General features: G+C 56.0%; 16 protein-coding genes and 1 riboswitch. Of the genes, 7 read left to right on the top strand and 9 right to left on the bottom strand.

What is annotated here, in order from left to right; all coding sequences use genetic code 11:
• Positions 1 to 9: 9 nt before the first annotated feature.
• Complete coding sequence (locus RMR24_RS10455) at positions 10 to 711, bottom strand: CoA transferase subunit A (RefSeq protein WP_310615020.1); 702 nt, start codon at positions 709 to 711, stop codon at positions 10 to 12.
• 96 nt (positions 712 to 807) lie between these two features.
• Here RMR24_RS10455 and RMR24_RS10460 point away from each other — a divergent pair, with 96 nt between their 5' ends.
• Complete coding sequence (locus RMR24_RS10460; protein ID WP_310615021.1) at positions 808 to 1,359, top strand: PAS and helix-turn-helix domain-containing protein; 552 nt, start codon at positions 808 to 810, stop codon at positions 1,357 to 1,359.
• A 45-nt stretch (positions 1,360 to 1,404) separates the two neighbouring features.
• Positions 1,405 to 1,668: a YkgJ family cysteine cluster protein gene (locus RMR24_RS10465; protein WP_310615022.1), complete on the top strand. Its 264-nt coding sequence runs from the start codon at positions 1,405 to 1,407 to the stop codon at positions 1,666 to 1,668.
• Positions 1,669 to 1,674: 6 nt separating this feature from the next.
• Here the strand turns inward: RMR24_RS10465 and RMR24_RS10470 are convergent, their stop codons facing one another.
• Positions 1,675 to 2,097, bottom strand: a complete 423-nt coding sequence (locus RMR24_RS10470; RefSeq protein WP_310615023.1) for a thioesterase family protein — start codon at positions 2,095 to 2,097, stop codon at positions 1,675 to 1,677.
• Entirely contained in the window at positions 2,094 to 2,876 is a 783-nt protein-coding gene (locus RMR24_RS10475; protein WP_310615024.1) for an SDR family oxidoreductase, read from the bottom strand. The genes RMR24_RS10470 and RMR24_RS10475 overlap by 4 nt, the downstream gene beginning before the upstream one ends.
• A gap of 101 nt (positions 2,877 to 2,977) precedes the next feature.
• Between RMR24_RS10475 and RMR24_RS10480 the strand changes: the two genes are divergently transcribed.
• Positions 2,978 to 4,684 carry an electron transfer flavoprotein-ubiquinone oxidoreductase gene (locus RMR24_RS10480; RefSeq protein ID WP_310615025.1) on the top strand — a complete coding sequence of 569 codons (1,707 nt, stop codon included), beginning with the start codon at positions 2,978 to 2,980 and terminating at the stop codon, positions 4,682 to 4,684.
• Positions 4,685 to 4,688: 4 nt separating this feature from the next.
• The gene (gene gcvH / locus RMR24_RS10485) at positions 4,689 to 5,051 is read left to right on the top strand and encodes a glycine cleavage system protein GcvH (RefSeq protein ID WP_310615026.1); all 363 of its coding nucleotides are present in this window, start codon (positions 4,689 to 4,691) and stop codon (positions 5,049 to 5,051) included.
• A 69-nt stretch (positions 5,052 to 5,120) separates the two neighbouring features.
• On the opposite strand, the gene RMR24_RS10490 is transcribed toward gcvH, so the two are convergent.
• A complete protein-coding gene (locus RMR24_RS10490; RefSeq protein WP_310615027.1) occupies positions 5,121 to 6,311 on the bottom strand; it encodes a PLP-dependent aminotransferase family protein in 1,191 nt (396 codons plus the stop codon).
• A 33-nt stretch (positions 6,312 to 6,344) separates the two neighbouring features.
• Here RMR24_RS10490 and nth point away from each other — a divergent pair, with 33 nt between their 5' ends.
• Positions 6,345 to 6,983 carry an endonuclease III gene (gene nth, locus RMR24_RS10495; RefSeq protein ID WP_310615028.1) on the top strand — a complete coding sequence of 213 codons (639 nt, stop codon included), beginning with the start codon at positions 6,345 to 6,347 and terminating at the stop codon, positions 6,981 to 6,983.
• On the opposite strand, the gene RMR24_RS10500 is transcribed toward nth, so the two are convergent.
• Genes RMR24_RS10500 through RMR24_RS10520 form a run of 5 tightly spaced genes read right to left on the bottom strand, consistent with a single transcriptional unit; the run spans position 6,980 to position 12,442 of the window.
• Positions 6,980 to 7,759 (bottom strand): ABC transporter ATP-binding protein, encoded by a 780-nt coding sequence (locus RMR24_RS10500; RefSeq protein ID WP_310615029.1) that lies wholly within the window; start codon positions 7,757 to 7,759, stop codon positions 6,980 to 6,982. The genes nth and RMR24_RS10500 overlap by 4 nt on opposite strands.
• Positions 7,756 to 8,769 carry an iron ABC transporter permease gene (locus RMR24_RS10505; protein ID WP_310615030.1) on the bottom strand — a complete coding sequence of 338 codons (1,014 nt, stop codon included), beginning with the start codon at positions 8,767 to 8,769 and terminating at the stop codon, positions 7,756 to 7,758. The genes RMR24_RS10500 and RMR24_RS10505 overlap by 4 nt, the downstream gene beginning before the upstream one ends.
• Positions 8,766 to 9,665 carry a helical backbone metal receptor gene (locus RMR24_RS10510; RefSeq protein ID WP_310615031.1) on the bottom strand — a complete coding sequence of 300 codons (900 nt, stop codon included), beginning with the start codon at positions 9,663 to 9,665 and terminating at the stop codon, positions 8,766 to 8,768. Before RMR24_RS10510 ends, RMR24_RS10505 begins: the two co-directional genes overlap by 4 nt.
• A complete protein-coding gene (locus RMR24_RS10515; protein ID WP_310615032.1) occupies positions 9,658 to 10,464 on the bottom strand; it encodes an ABC transporter substrate-binding protein in 807 nt (268 codons plus the stop codon). The genes RMR24_RS10510 and RMR24_RS10515 overlap by 8 nt, the downstream gene beginning before the upstream one ends.
• A 4-nt stretch (positions 10,465 to 10,468) precedes the next feature.
• Positions 10,469 to 12,442 (bottom strand): TonB-dependent receptor domain-containing protein, encoded by a 1,974-nt coding sequence (locus tag RMR24_RS10520; RefSeq protein WP_310615033.1) that lies wholly within the window; start codon positions 12,440 to 12,442, stop codon positions 10,469 to 10,471.
• A 76-nt stretch (positions 12,443 to 12,518) separates the two neighbouring features.
• Positions 12,519 to 12,762, bottom strand: a riboswitch (cobalamin riboswitch).
• A gap of 35 nt (positions 12,763 to 12,797) precedes the next feature.
• Here RMR24_RS10520 and RMR24_RS10525 point away from each other — a divergent pair.
• Positions 12,798 to 13,025 (top strand): DUF904 domain-containing protein, encoded by a 228-nt coding sequence (locus tag RMR24_RS10525; RefSeq protein ID WP_310615034.1) that lies wholly within the window; start codon positions 12,798 to 12,800, stop codon positions 13,023 to 13,025.
• Complete coding sequence (locus RMR24_RS10530; protein WP_310615035.1) at positions 13,022 to 13,336, top strand: cell division protein ZapA; 315 nt, start codon at positions 13,022 to 13,024, stop codon at positions 13,334 to 13,336. Before RMR24_RS10525 ends, RMR24_RS10530 begins: the two co-directional genes overlap by 4 nt.
• The last annotated feature ends 130 nt before the right edge of the window (positions 13,337 to 13,466 follow it).

The raw sequence follows: 13,466 nt of genomic DNA on the forward strand, positions 1-13,466 counted from the left end.
GTGGTGTCCTTATTTACGGTCGCGGGTGGTGCGCTTTTCAATGCGTTTCTCGGGCGTGGGGTTGTGCACGATGCGGTGCACATAAATGCCAGGCAAGTGAATGTCGTCAGGGGCCAGTTCGCCCGTGGCCACAATGCGCTCGACTTCCACCACGCAAATCTTGCCGGCGGTGGCTGCCGCGGGGTTGAAGTTGCGTGCGGTCATGTTGAAGCGCAAGTTGCCCGACATATCGGCCACTTCGGCTTTGACCAACGCAATATCGGGCACCAACGAGCGCTCCATCACATAGGTTTGGCCGTCAAACTCGCGCAGCTCTTTGCCTTCTGCTACCAAAGTGCCCACACCAGTTTTGGTGAAGAAGGCAGGAATGCCAGCGCCGCCTGCACGCAGCTTTTCAGCGAGGGTGCCTTGGGGGGTGAATTCAAGTTCTAGCTCGCCAGCCAAGTATTGGCGTTCGAACTCTTTGTTCTCGCCCACATAGCTAGAAATCATTTTTTTGATTTGGCGGGTTTCAAGCAACTTGCCCAAACCAAAGCCATCTACGCCAGCGTTGTTGGAGATGACGGTCAAGTCCTTCACACCACTGTCGCGCAAGGCGTCAATCAGCGCTTCAGGAATGCCACACAAGCCAAAACCACCCACAGCCATCAGCTGGCCGTCGGCCACGATGTCTTTGAGTGCTTCAGCAGCAGAAGGGAAAACTTTGTTCAAGGGAGACTCCAGTCAAAGTACAACAGAATGGCATTACGATACTACGTAACAAACTACGTAGTTCTTCGTAAGCACAGACCCCTTGAAGCCTCTCCCATGATTGATTACCGCCAAGCCTTTGACCTCGCCCCCGTGGGGCTGGTGCTGTCGCGCAACCGAACCATGGTGGACTGCAACCAACACCTGTGCGACATGTTTGGTGCCACGCGCGAGCAGCTGATTGGCCAGTCCTTTCAGGTGCTTTACCCCAGCGCGGATGAGTACGAGCGCACGGGCGCACGCATCAAACTCAGCCTCAACACCAAAGGCCTGTACGCTGACGACCGTCTGATGAAACGCATTGATGGTCGACTGAAGGGCGAACCCTTTTGGTGCCACGTCACAGGCCGTGCGTTGAACTTAGATTCACCCCACGAAGCTGGCATTTGGAGCTTTGAAGACCTCAGCGCCACACGCCCTGTTCGGGCTGAGCTAACCGCACGTGAACGAGAGGTGGCTGCATTCTTGATGGAGGGCATGACCTCCAAAGAAATTGGTAGAGCACTGGGCATCAGCCACCGGACGGTAGAAATTTACCGCGCCAAGCTGATGCGCAAATACAAAGCATCCACCACTGCAGACTTGGTGCACAAACTGGTGGTGGGTTAAATGCGCCCAAATCATGGTCCCAGCCCAAGCCACTTGAAGCCCATCATGGAATGTCGCACCGGATGCGGCGCGTGCTGCATCGCGCCCTCCATCACCAGCCCCCTGCCCGGCATGCCGCATGGCAAACCTGCAGGCGTGCCATGTGTGCAATTGCTGCCCGACATGCGATGCGCTGTGTTTGGCAAGCCCGAGCGGCCTGCGTTTTGTGGAGGCTTGCAGCCATCGGCTGACATGTGCGGAGCCGACCGCCAAGCTGCGCTGCTGTGGCTCACGCAGCTGGATGCGGCCACTGCGCCCGTAGTGCTTTGAAGCCGCTTAAGGCGTGACCATCTCGCGCACCCAATCGGGCAAGTCCACCGCTTTTTGCTTGGGAAAGTCCACCCAAATGGTGGTGGCCCCGCCTGCGGCGTAGATCACACCGGGGTTGGCGGCCTGCTCCATCGTGGCCCAGGTCTCAAATGTGGTGCGGCCAGGGTCGCTGGCATACATCTTCACTAGCACATCACCTGGGTATTCAAGCTGTTTGTAAAAGTTACAAAACGCATTCACGATGACAGGGCCTTCACCCTCGGGTTTGGGTTCGGCGTCGAATTGACGCAACCAATCCACGCGCGCGATTTCAAGGTAGCGAAAGTAAATCGTGTTGTTGACGTGACCCATCACATCCATGTCGCCCCAGCGCATGGGGATGGTGCACTCGTACACCAGCTTTTTGTTCTCAGGAATCTCGTATCTCATACCGAAAATCCATCGTCCGCGGAAATGATGGCGCCGTTGATGAACGCGCTCTCTGCACTGGCCAGCAACACCAGCAAGGCATCTAAATCTTGCGGGTTACCGATGCGCTTGCGCGGCAACATGTTCACCAGCTTTTGACCTTGCTCGGTTTGCCAGTGGTGGTGGTTGATTTCGGTGTCAATGTAGCCCGGGCAAATGGCATTCACGTTGATGCCAAAGCGGCCCCACTCCATGGCCAACACTTTGGTCATTTGAATGACCGCCGCTTTGCTCATGCAATACGGGCCAATTTGCGGCAACACGCGCAGACCGGCGACTGAGGCAATGTTGATGATGCGCCCACCTGTGTAGGTGCCGGGCGCTGCGCCCTTGGCACGGGCCAGCATGCGCTTACCCACTTCTTGCGCCATGAAGAACGAACCTCGCACGTTGGTGTTGAAGGTGAAATCAAAGTCTTCTTCGGTCACGTCTTGCACGCGCTGGGTGGTGCTCACGCCTGAGTTGTTCACCAAGATGTCGATGCTGCCCACCTCAGTCTCGGCATGGGCCACGGCGGATTTGATGCTGCCCAAGGTCGTCACATCCAAACTCACCACATGGGCGTCGCCGCCTTCCGCTTGAATCTCGGCACGCAGCTCTTTGAGCTTTTCCACACGGCGGCTGGCCAGCACCACAGCTGCGCCTGCGCGTGACAAGGTGCGGGCAAATTGCGCGCCCAAACCACTTGATGCACCGGTGACCAAGGCCACGCGGCCCGACAAATCCATGCTGTACGCCATGCTGAGCTCCTGAAGGTTGAGTTATTTCATTATGACAAGTGCATCTATGGCAGGCCCTAAAATCTGTCTCACCTCTGACAAAAGACCGAGACAGATAACAAATGACACAAGAAGAAATCCTCGCCCAGTTCGGCCCACGTGAAGCCATGGAGTACGACGTGGTTGTGATTGGTGGCGGACCCGGTGGTTTGGCCACGGCCATTCGCATCAAACAACTGGCTGCTGAAAAAGGCAACGACGTGTCAGTGGTGGTGCTGGAAAAAGGCTCCGAGCCAGGCGCACACATCTTGTCTGGCGCAGTGATGGACCCCAAGGCCATGACCGAGCTCATACCCAACTGGAAAGAACTCGGCTGCCCACTGAACCAAGAAGTCACGGGCGACGACTTGCTGACGCTGACCGAAACTGGCGTCAGCCGCGTGCCGGGTTGGCTGATGCCGCGCAACTTCCACAACGACGGCTGCTATGTGGTGGCGCTCGGCAACGTGGTGAAGTGGATGGCGGCGCATGCTGAATCGCTGGGCGTAGAGATCTTCCCTGGCTTCACGGCTGCTGAAGTGCTTTACAACGACGATGGCGCCGAGCATGGCGGTTTACCTTCAGTAAAGGGCGTCGCCACTGGCAACTTGGGCATCGGCAAAGACGGTGAGCCCACCGACAACTTCCAGCTCGGCATGGAGCTGCATGCCAAGTACACCATCTTCGCCGAAGGCGCACGTGGCCACTTGGGCAAACAAGTCATTGCCAAATACAACTTGGCCGAAGGCCGCGACCCACAAAGCTTCGCCATCGGCGTGAAAGAGCTGTGGGAAGTCGATCCCTCCAAAGCCAAGCCCGGTTTGGTGGTGCACACCTCTGGCTGGCCCATGCAAGACGACGCCTTTGGCGGCGGCTTTTTGTACCACCTCGAAGACAACAAAGTCACGCTCGGCTTTGTGCTGGGGCTTGACTACAAAAACCCATGGCTCAGCCCCTTTGAAGAAATGCAACGCTGGAAAACACACCCAGCCATTGCAGCCCACCTCGAAGGAGCCAAGCGCATTGGCTACGGCGCACGCGCCATCAACAACGGTACGCCACAAGCTTTGCCCAAAACCGTGTTTCCAGGTGGCGCACTGATTGGCTGCGATGCAGGCTACTTGAACGCTGCACGCATCAAAGGCAGCCACGCCGCGATTAAGAGCGGCATGTTGGCTGCTGACGCAGCCTACGAAGCAGTGTCTGCAGGCCGAGCCAACGACGAGCTGAGCGCCTACCCTGCTGCGTTTGAGAACAGCTGGCTGAGCAAAGAGCTCAACCAATACCGCAACTTCAAGCTGTGGTTCAAAAAAGGCATGTTGGTCGGCACGGTGATGACCGGCATTGAGCAATGGCTGCTGCCCAAGCTCGGCATAACCACGCCACCGTGGACCCTGCACGGCAACAAGCCCGACCATGTGTGCTTGGAGCCCGCCGCACAGCACGCCCAAATCAACTACCCCAAGCCCGACGGTAAGCTCACGTTTGACCGCTTGAGCAGCGTGTTCATCAGCAACACCAACCACGAAGAAAACCAACCCGCACACTTGACGCTCAAAGACGCGTCAGTGCCCGTGAACATCAACCTCGCCACCTACGCAGGCCCCGAGAGCCGTTATTGCCCTGCCGGTGTGTACGAGTACGTGAAGAACGACGACAACAGCGACCGTTTGCAAATCAACGCGCAAAACTGCGTGCATTGCAAAACTTGCGACATCAAAGACCCCACTCAAAACATCATCTGGGTCACGCCTGAAGGCGGTGGCGGCCCTAACTACAGCGGTATGTAAGACTATGAACAAATATCACGCAGAACACACTTGGGTGCGCATCGAAGGCGACACCGCTTTGGTAGGCATCACCCAACACGCACAAGACACGCTGGGCGACATCGTGTTTGTGGACTTCGCAGACGTCGGCAAAACATTTGCACAAGGCACCGTGGCCGGCGTGGTCGAGTCGGTCAAAGCCGCCGCCGACGTGCACATGCCGGCGAGTGTAGAAATCCTCGAACACAACGAAGCCTTGCGCGCTGACCCTTCACTGGCCAACAACGACCCCGAGGGTGAGGGTTGGTTTTATAAGGTGAAGCTCAGCAACCCTGCTGAATTGGATGGCTTGATGGATGCTTCGGCTTATCAGGCTATCGCTGGTTAATTTATAGACCCCGACAAACGAAAAGGCTGCTCAAATGAGCAGCCTTTTTTGTTTGCAAATGCAGGCACTTTAAAGCGCTTGCCCTAACCGGGCGATGCCCTCTTTGATCTTCTCCACATCTGCCGTTGCAAAGCTCAAACGAATCGCTGATGCGTCGGGGTTGTTCGCAAAGAACGGCGCACCCGGCACAAAGGCCACGCCTTTTTCAATCGCGCGTTTGGCCAATTCAGCACCGTCCTTCAACTTGCCGCCTGCACCCGTGAGGTTGGCCCAGAAGAACAAACCGCCTTGGGGCTGGGTGAAGGTCAAGGCATCACCCAGTTCGCGCTTCAGGGCTTCGCCCATGGCTTGGGCGCGTTCGGCGTACACGCTGCGCACGTGCGCCAAGGTAGCGGGCATGCGGCCTGCTTTGAGGTAATGCGCAGCGGTGGCTTGCGCAAAGGTGGAGGTGTGTGCATCGCTGAACTGTTTGCACATGGTGGCGCGTGCCAACAGCTCGGGCGGGGCAATCATCCAGCCCACACGCAGGCCGGGTGACAGCACTTTGCTAAGCGAGCCGCAATACACCAGCCATTCACGACTGCCCGGCACTTGGTCGCTCAAAGCGAGCAACGATGGCGGTGGTGCTTCGCCAAAGTACAGGTCGCCATAGGGGTCGTCTTCGACCACCACGGTTTTGTATTTCACGGCGAGTTCGAGCACACGCAAACGGCGCTCTAGACTGAGGGTGGCACCACTTGGATTACCAAAGGTTGGAATGAGGTACACGAGCTTTGGTTTGTGTTGCACCATCATTTCTTCAAGCTTGTCCACTTGCACGCCGTGCGCGTCGATGGGTACACCCACCACTTGCGGGCCATACAAACGGAAGCACTGAATGGTGGCCAAGAACGTGGGGCCTTCGACCAAGGCCACATCGCCTGGGTTGAGCAAAGTTTTGGCAATCAGGTCCAGCCCTTGTTGGCTGCCGGTGGTAACGATGAGGCCGTTGGCGTCTAAGCCGGTCACGCCTTTGCTGGCCATGAAGGCAGCGAGCTGTTCACGCAGTGGGTTGTAGCCCTCGGTGGCGCCATATTGCAAAGCTGCACCTGGCTCTTCGGTAAGTGCCAAGTTGCTGGCTTCGCGAATGCCATCCACGTCAAACATGGCGCTGTCGGGAAAGCCGCCTGCAAAGCTGATGATGCCGGGCTTGCCCAGCAGTTTGAACAGTTCACGAATGGCGGAGGTTTCAACGTTGTTGAGGCGGTCAGCAAACTTCATAGTTGAGGGCATAGCGTGGGGAATAATGGACGGATGAAAACACAGCACATTGAGCCTTTTTTCGCGACGCTGAAAGCAGCCAATCCGCAGCCCAATACCGAGTTGGAATATACCAGCGTGTTCGAGTTGCTAGCCGCTGTGCTGCTGAGTGCCCAAGCCACGGATGTGGGTGTGAACAAGGCCACGCGCCGCTTGTTTCCAGCGGCCAACACCCCGCAGCAAATTTTGAACCTTGGCCTCGAAGGCCTTGAGGGCTATATCAAGACGATTGGCCTGTATCACAGCAAAGCCAAACACCTGATACAAACCTGCCGCATTTTGGTCGATCAACACGCGGGCCTTGTGCCCCGCACACGCGAAGCACTAGAAGCCCTGCCGGGCGTGGGCCGCAAAACGGCGAATGTGGTGTTGAACGTGGCCTTTGGTGAGCCCACCATGGCGGTGGACACGCACATCTTTCGCGTGGGCAACCGCACGGGCTTAGCCCCAGGCAAAACACCGTTGGCGGTGGAAATGAAACTGATGAAGCGCATACCCGAACAGTACTTGGTAGACGCGCACCATTGGCTCATCTTGCATGGCCGCTACGTGTGCCAAGCGCGCAAACCACTGTGCTGGCAGTGTGGTGTGTCTGAGTTTTGTAGCTTCAAACCCAAGACGCCGAAGCCTTAGTTTGACAACCTAGGCACAGCCACCCACTGGCCATCCAGTGAGTGAATGGCCATGCGTTTGTCAAACACGGCTTCTACGGCACGGTGCGTGGCAGCATCTGCACACGCACCTTGGTGCACCACACGCCCTGCTTGCATGACCACCATGTCGTCTGCATGCAAGGCCATGCCCACTTCGTGCAGCACGCTGATGACGGTGGTGTTTTGCAAGGTCAGGCAGCGCACTTGCTCTAACCAATCCACTTGGTGAGGTAGGTCAAGGTTGGTCAATGGTTCATCCATCAACATCACTTCGGCTTGTACCGCCATGGCACGGGCCAACAACACGCGCTGACGCTCGCCGCCTGAGAGCTGGCCAACTGAACGTTCGCGCCAGCGCCACGCCTGTGTGGCTTTCAAAGCAGTTTCCACCACGGCATGGTCGTGCGCATTGGGCGCAGCCAACCAGTCTTGATGCGGCATGCGTCCGAGCATGACCATGTCCCACACACGCAAATCATCAGATGTTGATTCGTTTTGACCCAACCAAGACAGCTGCTGCGCACGCAGCTTGCGATCCGTCGCCATCAGCTCTTGGTCAAACAAAAAGATGCTGCCCGTGATGGGCAAGAGTCCCGCCATGGCTTTGAGCAAGGTGGACTTGCCTGCGCCATTGGGACCCACGATGCTGGTCCAGCGCCCCGCTACAAAAGACATATCGATGCCGTGCAAAACCTCTTGTCCTGCAAGAGAGACGTGCACATCGTGCAAACGCAGGGCTATTTTTTGCGAGCTCATCGCGCCACCCCCGCCACTTGGCTGCGGCACATCAGCCAAAGCAAATAGCCGCCGCCCAACACCGCTGTGAGCACGCCAACAGGCATTTCTTGCGGTGACAACAACATGCGGGCCAGCAAATCAGCCACCAACAACAACACGCCGCCCATCAAGGTGGACAGCAACACCATCCAGTTGTGCTTGGTCTTCACCAACGATCGCACCAAGTGCGGCGCGGCCAAACCGACAAACGCGACCAATCCCGTTTGTGCCACGGCAGTCCCTGTGGCCAAAGCCAACACACACACCAGCGCCACACGCACGGGCGCGATCGGCAGCCCCAAACTCAAGGCTGTGGACTCGCCCAAACTCAAAGCATCCAGCACGCGGCTGAATGCCAAGGCCAACACCAAGCACACCAGCAACACACCCAACATCAACACGCATGCGTTCCAACCAATGAAGCTGGTGGAGCCCAACAAAAAGCCCTGCATGCCCTGCAATACATCGGGACGCATGAGGGTAATGAGTGACGCCAACGCACCTAACACCACACCCACAATCACGCCTGCCAACAACAAACGCAGCGTGTGTTGCACACCACGCGCCAACACCAAGGTGAGCATCACCGCCAACACGGCGCCCACAAACGCGGCGCCTGTCAAACCCACGCGCACCAACCAGTCAGTGGCAAACGGGTGAGCGCCAAACAGCGCCAAGGCTACGGCCACACCCAGCGAGGCACCAGATGCACTGCCTAACAAATACGGATCAGCCAAGGGATTGCGAAACAAGCCTTGCGCCAATGCGCCTGCAAGGCCGAGCAATGCACCTGCGGCGCAAGCGCCCACGCTGCGGGGCAAACGGATGTCCCACACGATTTGCCAAGCTGTGTCATCTTGCAGAGCGCCTATCCAGCTTTCAAACCCTGTGCTGCCCACGGCACTGCCTGCTGAGATGCCGAGCAAACACAACAACAACAAACTCAACGCCACCAGCACAGGTGACCAACGTGGACCGTGCGTCGTCATGGCTGACCTTTCGGCTTGTCATTGGCTTTGTCAGTCAAACACTTGGCCATCAAACGCGCAGCCTCTGCCATGCGCGGACCAGCGCGCACCAGCACATCAGACTCTTCTGACTTGAAATGACACACACGCTGTGTGCGCATGGCGTGCATGTTTTGCCAACCGGGGCGCGATGCCATATCGGCAAAGTTGCTGTCGCCCACCATGATGATGTCAGGTTGCGCACGCACCACAAACTCGGGGTTGATTTTTGGGAATGGCCCTAGCGACGCAGGCAAGATGTTGCGCGCACCCAAGCGCTGCAAGGTCTCACCAATGAACGATGACTCGCTGGCACCATACGGCGCAGCGCTGACTTCAAAGTACACACGCTGACCTTTGGCTTGCGCAGGAATCGATTGCGCGGCGGCATTCACCGCAGCATCGATGTGTCGCCACACGCGGTCACTCTCAGCTAGCGGCACATCCAAGGCTTGGGCCACGATGCGCATGACGCGCTGCACGTCAGCGTGCGAGCGGGGCTCTAACGCCAACACCGTCAAGCCCAATGCGGCAAAACGCTCAGCACCGCGTGCCGAAGTGGCCATCAACACCAAGTCGGGCTTGGCGGCCACCACGCTTTCAATATTGGGGTCGATGCCGCCGCCCATGCGCGGCAATTTGGCAATAGTCTCGGGCCAGTTGGAATACCGGTCCACACCCACTAATTTTTGGCATTGACCCAAAGCGCAAACGGTTTCGGTGAGCGATGGCAACAGGCTGACGATGCGTTGTGGAGTTTTGATGATGGTCACGTCGACCTGGCGGTCGTCGCGCAACACCTCGGCTTGGGATAGGGTGCAGAACCCCAAAAGCACGAGCCAGGCAATCCGACGAATCGCTGTGAAACGCTCAAGCATGCGTTGCCTCCCACTGCTGAATGATGCGGTGCAACTGCGCCACGCCATCGGTCAAGGCCGCTGGGCCTGGCTGCAAGATATCGGCAGATTTGATTTCAAAAATTTGGTTGTTGCGAACCGCTGGTACGTCTTGCCAGCCTTCGCGTGCTGCTGCTTTTTCAGGGCGAAACTTCTTGCCGCACAACGAGCCAATGATGATATCGGGCGCACGGTCGATGATGGTTTGGCCATTGGCAATGATGCGATCTTTACCCATGGGCATTTGCGCCAACTCAGGAAAACAATCGTCGCCGCCTGCGATGCCAATCAGATCAGACACCCAACGGATGCAACTGATGTGTGGCTCGTCCCACTCTTCAAAATAGACCTTGGGTCGGCGCTTGAACGTAGCCGCTTTTGCTTGAATAGCGTCTAGCTGCGCACGCATCTGTTGCAAATGCGCCAGCCCCTGCTCTGCTTGCCCCACCATCGCAGCGACTTGGTAGAGCATCGAAAAAATCTCATCCACACTGCGCTGGTTGAACACCGTGACCTGCACACCCGCACGGATGAGCAGGGCCGCAATGTCGGCCTGCAAATCAGAAAACCCAAACACGCAATCGGGATTGAGCGCCAAGATCTTGTCAATCTTGGCGCTTAAGAACGCGCTGACTTTGGGCTTCTCGTCACGCGCACGACGCGGGCGCACGGTGTAACCCGAGATGCCCACAATGCGCGCCTCTTCCCCCAGCAGGTACAGCCACTCGGTCGTTTCCTCGGTTAGGCAGACGATGCGTTGGGGGAGAAAATGTGGCTTCATAACTTCAACGGTAGGCGTACTTAAGCCCCATGAAATAGGACCTGCCTGGATTGTTGTACCCGTCCAAATGGAAATAGGTTTTATCCAAGGCGTTTAGAACACTCAGAGTCAGCTTGACATCAGGGCGAACCTTGTGGTCTGCCGACAAATTCAAGACTGCATAACCCGGAACCAATGCAGCGGAACTGAAAGAGCCGGTCATAGGTGTCCATTGATCCGACGTGGCAAGCACCTTGGCATTCAAACTGGTGCGATCGTCCAAGAAGTGGCTGACGGTGACAGAGCCAAATCTCTTAGCTCGATTTTGTATCGGACGACTTGAGTTCAGATTTTCAGGATTTTGAGAGGTATATGCCAATTGAGCCCCCCATGAAGCCCACTTTCTGGCGTAAGCGAACTCAAAACCTTTGTTTTGGGTGCTACTTAAATTCTCAAGTTGTGTGATGTATTGAGCCGCCCAAAATGGATCGCCCACAGGGTTAGTACTGGCAGCGATCATGTCTTTGTACTGAACATCGAAGGCCACCACGCGCCAAAAGCTGTTGTCATCTTTAAATTGCAAGCCGACTTCCGTGGAGGACGAGTGCTCTGGTTTGAGAGCCACATTTCCTCCATAGGCCACGTCGTATAGCTGCCCAACTGTTGGTGACTGGATGGCAGTTGAACGCGTCAAGGTGATTTTGTAATTGCGGTTGAGTTCATATCCTGCTCCAACAAGGTAAGTGTCTCCCGATTGGCTACCTGGCAACTGTTCATAGCTGAGGTTAGCGCGCCATGACCACGCCCCAACTTGTTGATTGACTCCTCCAAAAAAACGTTCTTGACGAACAGATTTTTTGACATAAATGTCGACAGGTGAAGCGTTGTTATCGTAGGAAGTCCGCCCCGTATCAAGCTCAGCTACTTGGTTGCCATAGCCAAATGTAATTTGAGTTTCATTGCCTAAAGCCACCAAGTTATCCCACTTCAACTGTTGCTGACGCGAATTAGAAGTTCCGTAGTCTGCATTCAAGATATCGTTGGTCAATGTGCTCAGCTTAGATATCGACTGACCATATGTCAGTGTGGTTTTCCACACCTCAGAAATACGATGTGACAACTGAGCTCCGCCCAACTCCAATTTAGATTTGCTGCCCCAGCGCTCTGAAGTTGAATTGGCATATGGGTTGTCATAACTGGCCAACGTTGACGTGTTGAGATAGTGAAACGCCAATTGAGTAGCCACTGATAAATTCTGACGCCATCCTAGGCCTAAGCTTTGTGAGTCAAAACCATTGCGATCCGGGTTTACTTTGATGTTGGGTAAATTGGAATATCGGGCTGGTGTCAAAGTGCTGATTCCATCAGAACGGTTGTCGCTTAAGGTGAGGCTAAGTTGACCATCCCCTAGGTTTTTTCGCATTGACGTTTGAAGCGTGCGAGAGTTAAGCGATCCCATTTCTGCTTTTACATCCACGCCCTCTGTCAATGCGGTGGCAGATTGCGTGAAAATTTGAATCACACCCCCTGCAGCCCCCGGGCCGTAGACGGCCGAAGCATTACCTCGGAAAATTTCGACGCGTTCAACCTGCGCCACAGGAATAGCTTCTAAAGGAGAAATAGCACCAATCGCGCCTTGAGATGCAAACGGTATGCCGTCGACCAAAACCAAAGTCTGAGTACTGTTCGCACCACGCATAAACACAGAGGTCGGATTACCTGCCCCACCCGCACGAGTCAGCTGCATACCTGCTTGCCCAGAGAGCAGTTCATATAAATCTGCATATCGGAACTTTTCGATGTCCGACTTGTTGATCACACTGACAGACGGCAAAACGTCCGACAGTTGCTCGTTCACACGGCTAGACACCACCACCACCGGGTTGATTTCAATGTCTTGCGCCTGAACGCTAGCAGCAACTGCCAAAGACAACACAGAAAGCGCAGGCGTAGCAAAGCGCGCTATTGCACGCGCACGCGGACGAATAAATTTCTTCATGATTTAAATACCAACTTTGTGTGCCCTCACCGCCATCCCCGACAGTGCTTGAGCGAATTAGCGGCACGTTTTTTAGACGCACCGCCACCTTGTTGGCCGGTATCCGGGCTGGCGGAGACTACCTCTGTCGCCTTCCCAAGCGCTTGTTCAAGGCGCTCAGTGGCTGTGTGACAGAAGCGGAGCCAAAGGGCTCGTCCGCTTGACCGTTGCGGGGGCAGCGCAGGTTAGGTGTTGTCGAGTTGGTCGACGCCACCCTCCTGCTTCCCGTTGAACTGAGGTATGTGAACCACACCTCGAGCACCAACATTGATAATTTTAACGATTTACCTTGCAGCCACCTTAAAATGTTGTGGCCATGTCACAAACACCCCTGATCGATCAAATTGCCCAGCGTGTCGAGCATTTGTTGCTTCGCCACGAAGAACTTCAACGCACCAATGCTTTGCTGGCAGCCCAGGTGCAAGAGCTCACGCACGAGCGCGACTTGCTCAAGTCCCGTTTAGGCGCAGCCCGACACCGCATTGATGCATTGATTGATCGCCTGCCCCAAGGCACAGAGGCCACGACAAAGGACAACGTGTGAAGCAAATCGAAGTTCAAATCATGGGTCAAGGCTATGTGCTGGGTTGCCCCGAAGGTGGTGAAACTCGCTTGAGCGAAGCGGTGGGTAAGGTCGACCAAGCCATGTGCAAAATTCGCGATGCCGGCAAGATCAAAGCCCGCGACCGCATTGCCGTGTTGGCCGCGCTCAACTTGGCGTTTGACTTAACCGACCGTCCAGCTGCAGTGCAAGCCAGCGGCGACGGCAGCACTTTGAGCAGTGGCACCACCGACCTGCACAACTTGCTGCAGCGCATGGATGCGGTGCTCGCACGCGACAACCAGCTGATCTAAGCGCGCCTACAATCGATTCGTCTGCAAGTCCTTAGGGCTTTATATTTCCTTGAACCAATGCTCATAGAGCTCGGGCTTGGAACATCGGTTGATGAGCGTGATCGTCTCGCGTCAGATGAACCCAACGTTG

The sequence above is a fragment of the Limnohabitans sp. genome, assembly GCF_031539105.1.
In the GTDB taxonomy this organism is placed as follows: domain Bacteria; phylum Pseudomonadota; class Gammaproteobacteria; order Burkholderiales; family Burkholderiaceae_C; genus Limnohabitans.